This window comes from Streptomyces incanus, from assembly GCF_042656345.1.
Classification (GTDB): Bacteria; Actinomycetota; Actinomycetes; order Streptomycetales; family Streptomycetaceae; genus Streptomyces; species Streptomyces incanus.
This window is the reverse complement of the sequence record NZ_JBHSPC010000038.1, coordinates 1-15755: the sequence shown is the minus strand read 5'-3', so window position 1 is coordinate 15755 and position 15755 is coordinate 1. Positions and strand designations below refer to the sequence as shown.

Below are 15755 nucleotides of genomic sequence, written 5' to 3'. Positions count from 1 at the left end.
CGCGGACGTCACGATGCCTGGAGCATCGAGAAGCGGGACGGGACGATCACAACAGCGGCGGATCCTCGAGCACTCGTCGCGCAAGCAGCGGAGGCGAGCTGTGCCCACTGACCTTGCCGTCGCCGCACGCTCTCCCCGCACAGAGACCGCGCGCCACCTGTTCCACCGGGCGCGCGGGACGCTGTACAGGGCCGCACCGGCTCTGATGCTGTACGCGTCGGTGCGTCTGGCGGGCCTCATCGTGGTGGCTGCCGTCGCGTGGATGAAGAGCCGGCCGGTGTGGACGGTGCTGGGCGATTCCTGGGACAGCAGATGGTACGCGGGCATTGCGCGGCATGGCTATGGCACCGTGGTTCCCGGGGAGCTTCCCGGTATTACACGCAGTGACCTGGCATTCTTTCCGCTCTTTCCGGCCCTGGAACGTGCCCTTGTCACGATCGCTCCGATCAGTCCGACCCTCGCCGGTCTGATCGTGGCCTGGACCTCGGCAGGAGCCGCGGCCTGGGGCATCTACGCCGTGGGGGAGCGCCTCCACGGCCGCCGGACCGGGATCTTCCTGGTTCTGCTGTGGGGCCTGCTCCCCCACGCCATCGTGGAAACCATGGCGTACACCGAGTCGTTGATGACCGCGCTGGCCGCCTGGTCGCTGTACGCCGTACTCACCCGCCGCTGGATGTGGGCCGGCATTCTGGCCCTGTTCGCCGGGCTGACTCGCCCCAACGCCGTTGCTGTCGCCGCCGCGGTCCTCAGCGCCGCGGCCGTCGTACTGTGGCGGAGCACAAGCAGCCGTCGCGACTGGCGGATCTGGGCCGGGGCGGCCCTCGCACCGCTCGGCTGGCTCGGCTACGTCGCCTGGGCGGGAAGCCGCTCCGGCGGACCGCTCGGTTACTTCGCAGTCCAGCGGGACTGGGGCTCCCGCTTCGATTTCGGTGTGAGCGAGCTGCACTTCGTCCGACGCATGCTCACGGACCGGGGCGCTGCGCTCAATCTCGGCTACGCCATGTCCCTCGTCGTGCTCCTGGTCGCCGTGCCCGCACTTGTCCTGCTCGTCCTGGACCGGCCGCCGCTGCCCGTGCTCGTCTACTCGCTCCTGCTCGTCATCATCGCGGTCGGCGGCAGCGGGTACTACGCCTCCCGGCCGCGCTTTCTGCTCCCGGCCTTTCCCCTGCTGCTTCCCGCCGCACTGGCCATGACCCGCACCCGGCCGCGCACTGCCACGGTCATGGTCGCCGCCCTCGCCGGAGTTTCCTTCGCGTACGGGGTGTATCCACCGTTCTATGCCGGCACCGCACCATGAACGGCCGGTTTGGACCGGGTGGGAAACTCACTGCGCAGGCGGTACCTCCCTCACACCCGCGAGCGGCTGGCCCTGGGCCGGCAAGGCAGCGGGCCGCCGCGCCAGCTGGAGGGGCTGCACGGGTGGGCGGTGATGAAGTGAGAGGGGAGTCACCCTCATTCAGACCCGGGAAAGTTCGCCGGAGCCGTCTGGATCACGGACGACCGCGACGCCGGCGAGTACGCCACCGCGCGGCACCCCCGTCAAGAACACCGTCACCCTCATGCGCGAAGCCGCCGTGTCCGGACAGATCCACTGCACGCAAGGGCATCGTCTCCTCCGTGCCACCATCGCCGACGGCCGGCACATCCGGGCGGTGGGGGAGGACTTCGCCCACGGGCTGGAGCAGGCCGTGCTGCCGCGGGAGGTTTTCCTCGCCGAGGTCGAGCAGGTGTCGGTCGAGCGTGCCGCGGGGCGGACCGCCGCCGAGATGACCAGTCCGTACCCTCCCGGCGTGCCGGTGATGGCGCCCGGCGAGGTGATCACCAACGAGGTGCTCGACCACCTGCGCACCGGCGTGAATCACGGCGTCCTCATCCAGGACGCGGCCGATCCGTCGGTCGGGACGCTGCGCGGGGCGGCGCGGCACTGAGGACCGGCCCGACGCGGTCGACCGGTGACGGCCTGATCGATCTTCTCGCCGGGGCCACCACCACGCCCCGACCTGCCTTTCATACCTTCGGTTTGCTGTTTCGCCGGATACCGGTTTCGACCGTCCGATCTGGGTACTGACGGGTTTCATGATGCACACTCTGTTCACCGGTCCGTGGGTGCTCGTCGGATACGCGGCGGCTCGGGTGTCGGAGGGCGATCTGGCGGCGGCGCGGGCGCAGATGGGTTTCTCCCTCGCCTGGCACATCATCGTGGCCTGTCTGGGTGTCGGGCTCCCGGCGCTGACGCTGCTCGCCGAGTGGTACGGCATCCGCACCGGCAACCCGGCGCACCGTTTGCTGGCCCGCCGGTGGGCGCGTGCCATGGGGGTGCTGTTCGCCGTGGGTGCCGTGTCCGGCACGATCCTCAGCTTCGAGATGGGACTGCTGTGGCCCGGCCTGATGGGAAGGTTCGGTCAGGTGATCGGACTGCCCTTCGCACTGGAGGGCATCGCCTTCTTCGTAGAGGCGATCTTCCTGGGCATCTACTTGTACGCGTGGGACCGGATGCCCCCCCGCCGCCATCTGCTGACCGGCCTCCCCATCGTGATCGCGGGCACCGCGTCGGCGTTCTTCGTCGTGTGCGCGAACGCCTGGATGAACCAGCCGCGCGGCTTCACCCTGCGCGAGGGCAAGGTGGTCGACGTCGACCCGTGGGCGGCGATGCTCAACCCGGCCAGCCCGCCGCAGACCGTGCACATGATCCTGGCCGCCTTCATGGTCGCGTCGTTCCTGACCGCCGCCGTGTACGCCGTGGCCATGCTGCGAGGCCGGCGCGACACCTACCACCGTGCGGGGTTCTTCATCCCGTTCACGCTGGGCGCGATCGTGACACCGTTCCAGATCGTCGTGGGCGACTGGGCGGCACGCTTCCTGGCCGACTACCAGCCGACCAAGCTCGCGGCCATCGAAGGCGTCTACCGCACCGGTTCGCACGTACCGCTGACGATCGGCGGCGTCACGGGTGACAACGGGCTGAAGTACGGCCTGGAGATCCCCAACGGGTTGTCGCTGCTGATCGGTTACCGTCCCGACACCGTCGTCAAGGGCCTCGATCGTGTGCCGCCCGCCCAGCATCCGCCGGTCACCGGCGTGCACTGGGCGTTCGACCTGATGGTCGCCGTCGGCTTCTTCCTGCTCGCCCTTGGCGTGTGGTTGCTGTGGGCGTGGTGGCGCCGTCGCCGCACCGGCGGCGAGCTGTCCACCCCGCGCCTCTTCCTGGCGCTGGCCGCGGTCGGCGGCCCGGCCGCGGTGGTGGCCCTCGAATGCGGCTGGACCGTCACGGAACTGGGCCGTCAGCCTTGGATCGTGTGGGGCCTGATGAGCGTGCGCGATGCCGTCAACCCCGCTCCCGGCCTGATGACCGGACTGTGGCTGGTGCTTGTGGTGTACGCCGCCATGACCGTCGCGACCGTCTACGTCCTGCGACGCCTTGCCCGGGGCACCCCGGTGCCGCGCGCACCGCAGGAGGAGGACGTCACCGGGTATCCCGTCGTGTGATTCTCCCGCAGCCCGTTGTACGACCCCTTGGAGGTGACCGTGCTCGCGGACACGGCGCTCGCCGTCATGTGGATAGGCCTGACCTGCTATGTCCTGTTCGGAGGAGCCGACTTCGGCGCCGGAGTCTGGGACCTGCTGGCCGGCGGCGCCGAGCGCGGCCGGGCCCGGCGCGGGCTCATCGAGCACAGCATCGGGCCGGTCTGGGAGGCCAACCACGTGTGGCTGATCTTCGTGGTCGTGCTGCTGTGGTCGGCCTTCTCGCCGGTGTTCGCCGCGGTGATGTCCACCCTGTACATCCCGCTCACCCTCGCCGCGTTGGGCATCATCGCCCGGGGCGCCGCCTTCGCCTTCCGCAAGGCGAGTACCGAACTGTGGCAGCAGCGGCTGTTCGGCGCGTGCTTCGCGCTGTCGTCGCTGCTGACGCCGTTCTTCCTCGGCACGGTGGCGGGCGGTGTCGCCTCCGGCCGCGTTCCGCCGGGGCTCGCCGAAGGCGACGTGGTGACCAGCTGGCTCAATCCGACGTCGCTGCTGGGCGGGCTGCTGGCCGTGGTGACCTGTGCGCACCTGGCGGCGGTGTACCTGTGCGCCGACGCGCACCGCGAGGGACGGCCGGAGCTCGCCGCGGCCTTCACCCGCGACGCGGTGGTCAGCGGCCTGGCAGCGGGCGTCGTGGCCCTTGCGGGCATCGCGGTGCTGAGCGCGGACGCCCCCGAGCTGTTCCACGGACTGACCCACCGCGCACTGCCCCTGGTGATCATCAGCGCGGTAGCTGGTCTGACCGGCCTCGGTCTGCTGGCCCGGCAGCGCTTCGTGGCCGCCCGCGCAGCCGCAGCCCTGGCGGTCGCCGCCATCTTGTGGGCGTGGGGCGCAGCCCAGTACCCGGCCCTGCTGGTCGGCAGCACCACGGTGACCGAGGCCGCGGCGAGCGCCTCCGTGCTGTCGGCGGTCCTCGTGGTGCTGGGCGTGGGAGCGGTGGTGCTCGTCCCGTCGCTGTGGCTGCTGTACGCCACCTTCCAGCGGGGAGCCGCCGACCAGCACTCGTCGCGGTGAACCGAAGCGCCTGCGCCGGTCACCCAGGCCAGGCCGGCCGGCGCCGCCGGTGAGCATGAACCGGCCCGCGATGCTCACCCCACCTGCCGGTTCCGGTGTCCGCCGAGAGGCCCCCGACCTGTACAGGCGTCGGCCCCGACCGCAGAATGATCGCCGAATACCTGATCACTGCATCTTTGGTCACTACATCTTTGATCACTACGGCGAGGAGCACGGCTCATGGCAGGACCCACCGCCCAGCAGGACCCCGGGCAGACGACAGCCCATGAGGCGGCACCCCCGGGCACCGAAGGGCTCGGACAGTTGCGGGAGACGTTCCTGCCGAAGCGCATCGGCACGGTGCGGATAGTCGCCCTCCTGCTCATGGGAATCGTCTCCCTGATCCTTCCTCCCCTGGGCGCCTACTTCATCTGGCTCGCCGCCAAAACGCCCAACCTCTCGCGCAAGCAGGCTGCCCGCCGACTGCACCTTTTCGAGCACGGCCTGGCCGAGGTGGGAAAGAACGGCGAGGTCTCCGTCTTCCGCTGGGACTCGATGACGGTGCTCCAGGAGATCACCGAGCGGTACGCGAACGGCATCTATGTCGGGACCACCTACGTCTACACGCTCTACCGCGAGGGCGGTACGACGCTCAAGGTGACCGACTTCTACGCCCAGCCCGAGCGCTGGGGCCCGGTGTTCCAGCAGGAGATCACCCGGGCGCAGCTGCCCGGGCTGCTCGCCGAGCTGGAGCAGGGCCGGCCCCTGGTCTACGGGGGCCTCTCGGTGAACCTGGGCGGTGTGGCCACGGCAAAGGGCAGCCTGACCTGGCCGGAGATCGAGAAGGTCGAAATCTCCCAGGGAGTGCTGGTGCTGCGCAAGTCCGGCAAGAAGCTGCCCTGGGCAAGGGTGCCGGTCAAGGAGATCCCGAACCTCTTCCTCTTCCTCGCCCTCGTCGACCAGGTCCGGTACGGCGGCCTGCGCCAGGGCGCCTGACCGCCGGAGCACGGGCGGCATCCGGGGCCGCTCGCCGCCCCCGCCGGATCAGCTCGGCCGGCGCCGGACCGGTCTCCAGGGTCTCGCCCGGACCGACCACGTCGGCGATCAGCAGCCGCGGGCGCGGGAGCCGGCCCGACAGGGCCGGCTCCGCGGGACGCCGACGCCCGGACCGGACTCGGCGCGGGGCTCAGGACCGGGCGAGGGCCGCGATGCGCACGTCCCGGGTACGGCTCTGATGCTCGATCATGTGCTGTCCGGCGGCCGCCGCGTCGCCACGGCGGATCGCCTCCAGGATCCGGGTGTGCTCCTCGACGATCAGCGCGAGGTTGTCCGGCTGGGTGGTGGTGCCGGAGTCGTACACCTTCAACTGGGCGTCCAGACGGTCCATCAGCTCGATGATCGTCGCGTTGTGTCCGGCCTCGCGCACCGCCCGGTGCCACTGCTCGTTGAGATCCTGCAGCTCGGCGGGGTCTGCCGACGCCACGGCGCACTCGTGGACGTGGACGAGCCGGGCGAGGTCGAGCTCGGTCCGGCGGGTCGCGGCCGCCTGCGCGGCCGACGACTCCAGGGCGATGCGCGCCTCGCAGATCTCCAGGATCTCCTGGGGAGTGCGCGTACGGACCACGTAGCCGCGGGTGGCCCGGGTCACCAGGCCTTCCTGTTCGAGCCTGATCAGCGCCTCCCGGACGGGGGTGCGCGAGACGTTGAACTGCGTGCTGAGACCCGTCGGGATCAGGACGGTCCCGGGCGGTGCCTGGCCGTCGAGGATGCTCCGCCGGATACGGGCGTAGTGGCTGCCCGTCCCCGCGTCGGCGCCCCGGTCTCCCCGTGCGGTGCTCAAGCTGTTCGCTCCTCTTCCGTGCCGAGGGCCGACCCGTCGGCGGCGCTCGCGAAGCGGCGCTCCCGGTGGACGTGTTCTCGCGATTCGAGACGGCCATAGTCTGCCACTATCTACATGTGTATACAGTTGCTTACAGTTGAATCCGGACTTGAGTACCGACGCGTCCTCAGGCCGGGTCCAGGTCCGAGTGCATGACCCATGTACGCCTGACGGGATATTTCGGGAGCTTCTGATGCATCGTGGCGCGCAGCCAGGGCGATACGCCGCCCACCCGGCGCACCCGGTGGCCGGGCCGACCTCCCGTTTCTGCAACAGCCTGACGAGCCGTCGGCACATCGACCTCATGCGCGTCTTCAGCACGGGCTGTTGCTGATCACACGCTCCCTCCGCATGCCGCGTTCCGGCCGCTGAAGCAGCGGCGGGCGCGGCTGTGCCCGGCCCGATGTCAGGCGCGCCCCCACTTCGTCGCACGCCCCGCCCGCTCCTCGGCATGGCGTGGGCGTCGGCCCGGGCATCGCCCCACGACCCCGCATGCCTCCTCGGCTGCCGCCGCTCACCGGCCAGGCGGTCCAACGGGTGACCGAACCACTCCTGAAGGGGATCTCCATGCCCGAGCAGCTGCTGCTCGCCAAGGACCCACAACCGCACTCCGGCCCGTCCGGCCGGCCCGGCGCCGGAAAGGACCGGGGGACCGGGGCGCCCTCCGCCGCCCGCAACCGCCGGGTGCTGCTGCGCGCCGCCCGCACGGCCGGCCCCTGGGTCGTCCCCCTGCTGGTCCTGGTGATGTGGCAGTGGACCGCCGCGGTCGGCATCCTGCCGCCGTCCATCCTTCCCGCCCCGGAGGCGGTGTGGCGGGCGGGAGCCGATCTGGCCGCCACCGGGGAACTCCAGTTCCACATCCTCACCAGTCTCCGGCGCATCCTCCAGGGCTTCGCCCTCGGCGCGGCCACCGGCCTGATCCTCGGGTTCCTGGTCGGCATGTCCAAGGCGACCGAGATCCTCCTCGACCGCTCCCTGCAGATGGTGCGCACCATCCCGCACCTGGCGCTGGTGCCGCTGATGATCGCCTGGTTCGGCATCGGTGAGGAGCCCAAGATCCTGCTCGTGGCGCTGGGCACCTTCTTCCCCATCTACCTGAACACGGTGACCGGCATCCGCGGAGTCGACCCCAAGCTGCTGCAGCTCGGCCGCTCCTACGGACTGGGACGGTGGCGCCTGGTGCGCGACATCGCCGTCCCCGGGGCGATGCCCACCATCCTCTCCGGTATCCGGTACTCCCTCGGTGTCGCCTGGATGACCCTGGTGATCGCCGAGACCATCTCGGCCAGCGACGGGATCGGCTATCTCGCCCAGAACGCCCGTGAGCTGCTGCGCACCGACCAGATCGTCCTCGCCATCGTGCTGTACGCACTGGCCGGTCTGCTCGCCGACCTGTTGACCCGGCTCATCGAAAGGAGGGTGCTCCGGTGGCACCCCAACTACCGGCCCAAGGCGAACCAGTGACCCCGGCGCGGGCAGGCGCCCGGCTCGCCCTGGAGGGCCTGGGCCGGCAGTACGACGGCCGGTGGGTCCTGGAGAACCTCGACCTGGAGATCGAATCCGGCTCGTTCGTCTCCTTCCTCGGCCCCAGTGGCGCGGGAAAGAGCACCCTGCTGCGGATCATCGCCGGACTCGAGAAGCCGAGCGCGGGAACCGTCGGACTCCACGGGGACGGTCCGCAGCCGCCCATGGTGCGGATGATGTTCCAGGAGGACCGGATGCTGCCCTGGCGCTCGGTCGAGGACAACGTGCTGCTGGGTGTCAAGGGCCGCCGGGACGAAGCGCGCGCACTGCTGGAGGCGGTGGGCCTGGGCGACCGCGGCGGCGCCTGGCCGGCCGAGCTCTCCGGCGGGCAGCGGCAGCGCGTCGCCCTGGCCCGCGCCCTGCTCCACCACCCCGAACTCCTGCTCCTGGACGAGCCCTTCGGCGCGCTCGACGCGATCACCCGGATCGCCATGCAGCAGCTCCTGGAACGCCTGTGGCTGGAGCAGCCGCGCACCGTCCTGCTGGTGACGCACGACGTGGAGGAGGCGCTCGTGCTCTCCGACCGCGTCCTGGTTCTGGCCGACGGGGCCGTCGGTCGCGACCTGAGCATCGACCTGCCCCGCGGGGAGAGGCGCGGCCACCCCCGCCTCGTCGCCTGGAAGGAGGAACTGCTCCAGGGCCTCCTCGAACCGCACTCCGCCGTCCCGGCCGCCGTCTGAGTCCGCGACGGTATCCCGCCGCGGGTCTGAGCCCGCGGTAGCACCCTCCCGTACCACCCACGCTTTTGCCCGTCCGAGCACTGCCCCACCGAGAAAGAACCCGACCGTGACCGTGAACCGCCTGTCCGCCCGATCGACCACCGGAGCCCCGTCGCTCCTGTCCGGCAAGCTCTCGCGCCGCGGTGTCCTGGCCGCGGGCGGCCTCGCCGCCCTCGCCCCGGCTCTCGCCGCGTGCGGCGGCGGCTCACGTCCCGGCGCCGCCGCCCTCGCCGACGGCGTGCCGCAGAAGCTGCGCTACGCGGTCATCGGCAGCGGCAGGACCGGAATCCCGGCGGCCCTGCGCTACAAGTTCGAAGGCGTGGACCTCGGCAAGGAACTCGGCGGCACCACCGTCTCCTGGCCCTCCGGGTTCACCGCCTCGCTGCCGGTCATGGAGGCGCTCAAGTCCGGCAGCGTCGACTTCACCTTCGCCACCGCCACCGCCGTGGCCTACGCGATCGGCGGCGGCGTGCCCATCGTGCCGCTCGCCGCCTACCCGCTGCCCTCCAACGAGGTCGAGATCCTGGTCCCCCAGAACTCGCCCATCCAGGGCGCCGCCGACCTCAAGGGCAAGCGGGTCGCCGACCAGCAGGGCACCACCGGCACCTACAGCCTCATCAAGTACCTGCAGACCGCCGGCCTGCGGCTGGACGACGTCGAGTACGTCAACCTGCCCGCGGCCGACGCCGAGTCGGCCTTCGCCAACGGCAAGGTGGACGCCTGGATCAGCTGGACCCCGGCCATCAGCCTGGGCCGTGCCCGGCACAAGGCCCGCTCGCTGCCGAAGGTCAGGACCTACGACTACACCTTCTACGTGGCCTCCGAGTCGTTCGTCGAGGAGTTCCCCGAGGCCGCCGCGAAGGTCGTCCGCGTCATCCGGGACACCCAACGCCGCATCAACGCCCGCCCCGAGGCCGCCGTCGACTTCTTCGACAAGATCGGCGGGTTCGGCTCGGAGGACCTCGAACGCGAGGTCTTCCTCGAGGTGACCAAGGAGAAGCGGCAGTCGGAGTCCCTCGCCGACACGCTCGCACCGGTGGACAGCAAGGCGACCGAGAACACCCAGGACCTCGCCGACAACTTCCACGACCTGGGCGTCTACCCGTCGAAGATCGACGTGACCGGGTTCCTGCAGGACTCGCGGTTCGACGAGATCAAGAAGACGGTGGCCGCCGAACTGGCGAAGTGACGGACACGGCGTACCGCAGGACACACCGCACGACAGCACGGAAGAGAGACCACGCAGTGAGCACCCCCCAGAACAAGATGCACCTCGCCGCCTTCGTGACCGCGGGCCCCGGTCGGCCCGGCGGCTGGCGCCACCCCGGATCCGAGCCCGGCTGGCTGTCGGCCTCCTACTACCAGCACATCGGCCGCGTGCTCGAACAGGGCAAGTTCGACCTGATGTTCCTCCCGGACATCCTGTCCGTACCCGACCGCCTCGGCGGCAGCATGGACAGCCAGCTGCGCTACGGCGCCCTCGGCTCCCTGCGGCTGGACCCGACGCCCGTGCTGTCGGCGGTCGCCGCCGCCACCAGCCACCTCGGCCTCGCCGCCACGATCTCCACCAGCTACTTCGACCCCTTCCCGGTGGCGCGCTCCCTCTCCACGCTGGACCACCTCAGCGACGGACGCGCCGCCTGGAACGTGGTGACCTCCTTCCAGGACTCCGAGGCCCGCAACTTCGGCGAGGACCGGCACATCGACCGCGACCAGCGCTACGCGCGGGCCGACGAGTTCCTCGAGGTGGCCTGCAAGCTCTGGGACAGCTGGGAGGACGACGCCCTCGTCTTCGATGCCGAGACCCCGCTGTTCGCCGACCCCGACCGGGTCCACAGCATCGACCACAAGGGCGACTGGTTCAACGTCCGCGGCCCGCTGAACACCCCGCGCTCGCCCCAGGGCTACCCGGTGATCATCCAGGCCGGTGCCTCCCCGAAGGGCCGCGACTTCGCCGCGCGCTGGTCGGACGTCATCTTCTGCAGCCACGCCTCGCTGGAGTCGGCCAAGGACTTCTACCAGGACATCAAGGCCCGCGCCGTGGCCCACGGCCGCCGTGCCGAGGACGTCAAGATCCTCCCCATGGCGACCCCCATCATCGGCCCCACCACCGAGGCGGCCCGGGAGACCGAGGCGCGCCTGTTCGAACTGGTCCCGCCGCTGGCCGGCCTGTCCACCCTCGCCTACCACCTGGACATCGACCTCTCGGAGCTGCCGCTCGACGAGCCGCTGCCCGACGTCGACGTCCCCGGTGTCCAGGGCCACTACCAGGAAGTCGTGGAGATGACCCGGCGCGAGGGCCTGACCCTGCGCGAGCTGGGCAAGAAGTACGGCGGCCGCACCGAGGGATCGTTCGTCGGCACCGCGGCCGAGGTCACCGACGGCATGGCGCAGTGGTTCACCGAGGGCGCCTGCGACGGCTTCACCGTCGGATCCGTCCACACCCCGGGCGCCTTCGAGGACTTCGTCCGCCAGGTGGTGCCCGAGCTCCAGCGCCGCGGCCTGTTCCGCACGGAGTACGAGGGCACCACCCTGCGCGACCACCTCGCCCTGGACCGCCCCGAGACCGGGCAGTGGCACGACCGCCGGCACGGCAACGCCGACGGCGACAACGGCTGACCCCGCCCCTCCCTCGTACACCGGAAACCGCACAACGACGCCAAGGACCTCACGGCATGACAGCAGCAGGCGACATCACGAGCATCACCGGCCGCACCACCGACACCCCGGGGCGCTTGCTGGTGACCGCCCGGACGAACCACTTCGTCTCCGACGCCCGCACCGGCCCGGCGGAGGCCGTCCAGGCAGGAGAGCTGCTGCTGTCCGCCCTGGCCTCCTGTTCCCTGAGCAACATCCAGCTCCATGCCGAGGAACGCGGCTCCGGCCTGACCGGGGGCCAAGCCGAAGTCAGCTACCAGCGGGACCCGCAGGACCCCACCCGCTACGCGTACCTGCGGATCGAGCTGCTGCTCGAGGGAGTCGACCAGGACGAGGCCGATGCCCTGGTCGGGCTCTTCACCGGCAGCTGCCCGATCTACAACACCCTGCGCCGGGGCGGCCACGTCGAAGTGGCCGCCCGGGTGCGGGAACCGCTCGACGACGCCGTCTGAGAACCGGCCGACCCGGAGCCGGGCCACGCCGAAACCCCGCACTCGGCCCGCCGAACGGCAGGCACCCGGGCCGGGGCCGGCCCCGGCCCGGGTGCCTGCCGCATCCCGCCCCCGCACGCACACACCCGAGGTGATCACCGTGGCCACCATCCTGTCCGTCTCCGGCAGCCCCTCCGCCGCATCCCGCACCGCCCGCCTGCTGCGCCACCTGGACGCGCGGCTGACCCTCAGAGGGCACGACGTCATCCCGCTGGACGTCCGCACCCTGCCCGCCGAGGCGCTGCTCGGCGCCGACTTCGGCCACCCCGCGATCCGCGAGGCCGCCGCCCTGTTCGAACGCGCCGACGGCGTGGTGATCGGCACCCCCGTCTACAAGGCCGCCTACTCCGGCCTGCTGAAGTCGCTGCTCGACCTGCTCCCGCAGTACGCCCTGACCGGCCGGACCGTACTGCCCCTGGCCACCGGCGGCTCCACCGCCCACGTCCTGGCCGTCGACTACGCACTGCGCCCGGTCCTCGCCTCGATGGGCGCCGAGCACATCACCCCCGGCTGGTTCGTCCTCGACAAGCACCTGGCCACCGCCCCGGACGGCACCCTGGACATCGAACCGGAGACCGCCCGGAACCTCGAGCGCGTCGTCGACGGCTTCGCCTCCGCCCTGGAACGCAGCATCCTCCAGCCCACCGCCTGACCGGCCCCCGGCCGGTCACGGCCGGTCCGGTCCTGTCCGGGCCGACCCGACCGCACGCCCGGTGGGCGAGAGCTCCCCCGCGTGCCCTCGGCCCGGTCCGCGCCACCGCGGTCCGCGCCGACGCGACAACCGTCCGACGACGTCAGGGCGAGATGGCCCGATGTCCCGCTCGACAGACCCGGCGGCGACACCTTGCGACATCGCCGGACACACGCCGCCGGTCGCGGGTCCGACCGCCCCCACGCCGCGCGGGGGATTCCCGGCAGAGTGCGCACCGTATCGGCGCCCTCGCTCGTGCCGGTGCCTCGGCCCGGTTGTTCCGCCCTCCCGGGACGGGCTGCCGGTGACGGTGGGGCGACGGCCCGCTGATCGCGGTGCTGACGTGCGGGGAGTTGCCGCACCGCCGGGGCCGTGGCCCACGCGCGGGGCGGGTGGGCCACGGGTGGCGTCGGCAGTTCGCGCACGGCCCGCAGCACGGTGTCCCGGACATCGGCGCCGGTGCGCGCGTCCCCGTTCGAAGCCCGCCCGACGAGGGTGTGCACCAGGGGCAGGAAGCGCTGCACGAGCGTTTGCGCCGCCCGCCGTTCTCCGCGCGGTACGGCCTGAGGAGCCTGCGTTCACCGTCTTCGTCATCGTTCATCATGCTGCGATCTGGAAATGTCTGCGCATGTATGAAATAGCCTCGGGCGTACGCGAACGCATGCCGAATACGCGTGCGTGACGTCAGGTTCCCGCCACGCGCGAGGCAAGCGGTGTCGCGTTGTGAGAACGGGCCGAATTCCCAGGCGGCCGTCTTCCGGTCGCCCCGTACCGCTTTTCTGAAAGGAGTTTTCTCACCTTCCTCGCGGGATTTCCGGCTCCGTCAGTGACCGACCGAGAAGGTGGCGTCGGCCCGGTCCGTGGCGGTGGCGATCGGGTCGATCCGCAGGGCGTAGCCGGAGTGGCGGATATGGCGGGTGGGCTGGTTGTGGGAGCGGAAGGAGGACCAGGAGGCGTCGGCGAGGCCGGCGACGCGGTGGAAGGTGGCGTCCTGGGCGAACGTGCCGGTGCCGTCGCTCGCGTCGAGGCGGAGTGCGAAGTCGTAGTGGCGCAGGTAGCGGGTGGGGTGGCTGACCGACTGGAAGGAGACGCCGGAGGCGTCGGCCAGGCCGGGCACGAGCTTCCACTGGGAGTCGGTGTACGGGTCGAAGGGGTAGGTGTCGATCCGGGCCGTGTAGTCGGCGTGGCGGACGTAGCGAGCCGGGTAGTTGTACGACTTGAGCCGGTTCCAGGCGGGGGCGCCCCACCGGGCCAGGAGGTTGGTGTACTCGGGTCCGGTGATGGGTGCGATGGTGCAGTGCTTGGCGTTGACCGGGTGGGTGTAGAGCTTCTGGTCGACCGGGGTCCAGGTGCCGGAGGCGAGGTCGTTGGTCTGCCAGGCGTAGAAGACGCCGTTGGGGGTGTAGGTGTCGCCCCACAGGTACCAGGTGTTCGAGGTCAGGGACTTCACGAGGGTGGGGGCCTCGGTACCGCCGTGGGCGACCGACGTGCTGAACGGGGTGAAGCTGCCCGGATTCAGCGAGGTGGAGCGGGCGCCGACCAGGCCGCCGGTCCTGCTGCTCTTGAAGTAGAGGTGGTTGACGCCGTTGACGCCGACGGCCATGTCGCCGTCGATGACGTCGTAGCCGGGGTCGAAGAAGACCTGGGGGGCGGAGACGGTCGTGAAGTCGCTGGTGTGGTTGACCATGAGGACGTTGTGGCCGGACGAGTTCACGGACGAGTAGAGGATGGCGTACTGGTTGCGGCTCGCGTCCCAGAAGGCTTCGGGGGCCCAGCTGTGGGTGACCATGTCGTGCAGGCGGGGGCGGCGGTAGTTGGTGAAGGTGCGCAGGTCAGGGGAGTCCCAGACGTGGATGTACTGGCTGTTGTAGCCCCAGTCGGTGCCCTTGAGGTCGGTGGCGAGGACCACGAAGGTGCCGTCCCGCTTGCGCATGATGAACGGGTCGCGCAGGCCGCCGGCACCGGCGGTGGGGGTGACCACGGGATTGTTCTGGTTGAGCGGCGTCCAGTTCAGGGAGTCCGTACTGACGGCCAGGTGCAGGCCGTAGTCGGTGCCGAGACCGTTCGGCGACTCGGTGAAGTACCCCATCACGTAGGCGGAGTCGGCGGCATGAGCGGATCGGGCTCCGAGCGTCAGATCGGTGGCCAGGGCCATCGTCGTGGCCGTGGCGGCGCCGAGGAAGAGTCTGCGTGACGGCATGGCGGGGGTGCGGGAATGTGCGCTCATCGGTCCTCCGGGGTGCGTGCGGGGTGGGTGAGCGAACAGCGGCGGACGCGCCGACCGCGGAAGGATGCCGGCTCGGCGGCTTCATCGACGTTCGATATGCGGAACATGGTTCGGCAGGTCAGTCAGGAAAGTAAGGCGTTGTTCGTGGTCCGTCAATGCCTTGGGTGCGATGTCCGTCATGCGTTCCTCCGCGGGTGGTTCCCGCTGTTCGATCGCCGCTCGGGGGTGTCGACGGTATTGACGCCGTATTGCGTGCCCTCTAAAGTTCCGGCGTCACTGCGAACGCTTTTCGAAATATCGAATGCGCGGGTACGGGGCGCCGATATGGCGGGTTCACATTTATTCCGGTTTCGCGAAGTCCCGCGTTTCCGCATCAGGCTTCTGCTCCTTCCGGCTGTGAGGAGACGTTCATGCGCGCTCTGATACCGGTCACTCTCCGGACACACCGCCGCGGGCCCGGCCTCGCCGACCCACGCGGATACTCCCCGCGTGTCCCGGACGGCCGCTCCGTGCGGCACTACGCCTGCCGTCTGCGACCGGACCCCGGCAACGGCACCGCCGCCTCCGCCCGTGACGCCACGTCCACCGCCCGACCCGGCTCGGCTCGGCTCCCGGAGCCGTGGCCCTGGAGTCCTGCAGCCACCCGGGCCGGAGCAGCCACCCGGGCCGGATACATCCGTCACCGCGACTTCGCCCTCTGGCTCGCCCCGTACCGGACCGGCGAGCCGTTCGCCTCCGGCCGACCCTTCCGACTCGCCTGAGCCACCCCCACCACCCCGCCACCCCACCCCCCACCGTCTCCCACACACGGAAGCGAGCGCACGATGACCTCCTCCCTCAGCAGACGCCGCCTCCTCCAGATCGCCGGAGCCACGGCCTCCGCCTCCGCCACCGGCCCCCTCCTCGGCGCCGCTCCCGCCCACGCGGCGGTGGTCCCGCCCGTCCGGGCGGACATCGGAGCCCTGGCCCACCCCTTCGCGCTCGGCCAGGTCCGGCTGACAGTGATGATGTTTGTGGTGACGCTGCGGGTGGGTCTGACCCTCCGGCTGAC

At 70.8% G+C, this 15755-nt stretch carries 15 protein-coding genes; 13 read left to right on the top strand and 2 right to left on the bottom strand.

Features of this window, described 5'->3' with window-relative positions:
* Positions 1-100 precede the first annotated feature (100 nt).
* The 5 genes from ACFP2V_RS15350 to ACFP2V_RS15330 all read left to right on the top strand — a co-directional run bounded on the left by ACFP2V_RS15350 (position 101) and on the right by ACFP2V_RS15330 (position 5511).
* Positions 101-1297 (top strand): hypothetical protein, encoded by a 1197-nt coding sequence (locus ACFP2V_RS15350; protein WP_381211541.1) that lies wholly within the window; start codon positions 101-103, stop codon positions 1295-1297.
* Positions 1298-1559: 262 nt separating this feature from the next.
* Positions 1560-1928, top strand: coding sequence for an Orn/Lys/Arg family decarboxylase (locus ACFP2V_RS15345; RefSeq protein WP_381211538.1), 369 nt, complete (start codon positions 1560-1562; stop codon positions 1926-1928).
* 148 nt (positions 1929-2076) lie between these two features.
* Positions 2077-3486 (top strand): cytochrome ubiquinol oxidase subunit I, encoded by a 1410-nt coding sequence (locus tag ACFP2V_RS15340; protein WP_381211535.1) that lies wholly within the window; start codon positions 2077-2079, stop codon positions 3484-3486.
* Between the two features lie 39 nt (positions 3487-3525).
* Entirely contained in the window at positions 3526-4536 is a 1011-nt protein-coding gene (locus ACFP2V_RS15335; protein WP_381211532.1) for a cytochrome d ubiquinol oxidase subunit II, read from the top strand.
* Between the two features lie 219 nt (positions 4537-4755).
* Complete coding sequence (locus ACFP2V_RS15330; protein WP_381211529.1) at positions 4756-5511, top strand: DUF6585 family protein; 756 nt, start codon at positions 4756-4758, stop codon at positions 5509-5511.
* Positions 5512-5701: 190 nt separating this feature from the next.
* Here the strand turns inward: ACFP2V_RS15330 and ACFP2V_RS15325 are convergent, their stop codons facing one another.
* Positions 5702-6355: a GntR family transcriptional regulator gene (locus ACFP2V_RS15325; RefSeq protein WP_381211527.1), complete on the bottom strand. Its 654-nt coding sequence runs from the start codon at positions 6353-6355 to the stop codon at positions 5702-5704.
* Positions 6356-6961: 606 nt separating this feature from the next.
* Here ACFP2V_RS15325 and ACFP2V_RS15320 point away from each other — a divergent pair.
* From ACFP2V_RS15320 to ssuE, 6 genes are all read left to right on the top strand, one after another.
* Positions 6962-7858, top strand: a complete 897-nt coding sequence (locus tag ACFP2V_RS15320; RefSeq protein WP_381211524.1) for an ABC transporter permease — start codon at positions 6962-6964, stop codon at positions 7856-7858.
* Positions 7855-8598 (top strand): ABC transporter ATP-binding protein, encoded by a 744-nt coding sequence (locus ACFP2V_RS15315; protein ID WP_381211521.1) that lies wholly within the window; start codon positions 7855-7857, stop codon positions 8596-8598. The genes ACFP2V_RS15320 and ACFP2V_RS15315 overlap by 4 nt, the downstream gene beginning before the upstream one ends.
* A gap of 106 nt (positions 8599-8704) precedes the next feature.
* The gene (locus ACFP2V_RS15310; RefSeq protein WP_381211518.1) at positions 8705-9826 is read left to right on the top strand and encodes an NrtA/SsuA/CpmA family ABC transporter substrate-binding protein; all 1122 of its coding nucleotides are present in this window, start codon (positions 8705-8707) and stop codon (positions 9824-9826) included.
* A 56-nt stretch (positions 9827-9882) separates the two neighbouring features.
* Entirely contained in the window at positions 9883-11256 is a 1374-nt protein-coding gene (locus tag ACFP2V_RS15305; protein WP_381211515.1) for an LLM class flavin-dependent oxidoreductase, read from the top strand.
* Positions 11257-11312: 56 nt separating this feature from the next.
* Positions 11313-11747, top strand: a complete 435-nt coding sequence (locus ACFP2V_RS15300) for an OsmC family protein (RefSeq protein WP_381211512.1) — start codon at positions 11313-11315, stop codon at positions 11745-11747.
* A gap of 139 nt (positions 11748-11886) precedes the next feature.
* Positions 11887-12438 carry an NADPH-dependent FMN reductase gene (ssuE, locus tag ACFP2V_RS15295; protein WP_381211509.1) on the top strand — a complete coding sequence of 184 codons (552 nt, stop codon included), beginning with the start codon at positions 11887-11889 and terminating at the stop codon, positions 12436-12438.
* An 862-nt stretch (positions 12439-13300) separates the two neighbouring features.
* Here the strand turns inward: ssuE and ACFP2V_RS15290 are convergent.
* A complete protein-coding gene (locus ACFP2V_RS15290) occupies positions 13301-14704 on the bottom strand; it encodes a glycoside hydrolase family 43 protein (RefSeq protein ID WP_381211506.1) in 1404 nt (467 codons plus the stop codon).
* A 410-nt stretch (positions 14705-15114) separates the two neighbouring features.
* Between ACFP2V_RS15290 and ACFP2V_RS15285 the strand changes: the two genes are divergently transcribed.
* On the top strand, positions 15115-15465 hold the full coding sequence (locus ACFP2V_RS15285; RefSeq protein WP_381211503.1) for an AbfB domain-containing protein: 351 nt from the start codon (positions 15115-15117) through the stop codon (positions 15463-15465).
* 63 nt (positions 15466-15528) lie between these two features.
* Positions 15529-15755 (top strand): hypothetical protein (locus ACFP2V_RS15280; protein ID WP_381211500.1); only part of this gene is annotated, 227 nt, incomplete at its 3' end.

Excerpts from the sequence above, each read along its gene's own strand:
- ACFP2V_RS15345 (WP_381211538.1), top strand. The coding sequence starts at position 1,560 with ATGCGCGAAGCCGCCGTGTCCGGACAGATCCACTGCACGCAAGGGCAT.
- ACFP2V_RS15340 (WP_381211535.1), top strand. The coding sequence starts at position 2,077 with ATGATGCACACTCTGTTCACCGGTCCGTGGGTGCTCGTCGGATACGCG.
- ACFP2V_RS15330 (WP_381211529.1), top strand. The coding sequence starts at position 4,756 with ATGGCAGGACCCACCGCCCAGCAGGACCCCGGGCAGACGACAGCCCAT.
- ACFP2V_RS15320 (WP_381211524.1), top strand. The coding sequence starts at position 6,962 with ATGCCCGAGCAGCTGCTGCTCGCCAAGGACCCACAACCGCACTCCGGC.
- ACFP2V_RS15300 (WP_381211512.1), top strand. The coding sequence starts at position 11,313 with ATGACAGCAGCAGGCGACATCACGAGCATCACCGGCCGCACCACCGAC.
- ACFP2V_RS15290 (WP_381211506.1), bottom strand. The coding sequence starts at position 14,704 with ATGAGCGCACATTCCCGCACCCCCGCCATGCCGTCACGCAGACTCTTC.
- ACFP2V_RS15285 (WP_381211503.1), top strand. The coding sequence starts at position 15,115 with ATGCGCGCTCTGATACCGGTCACTCTCCGGACACACCGCCGCGGGCCC.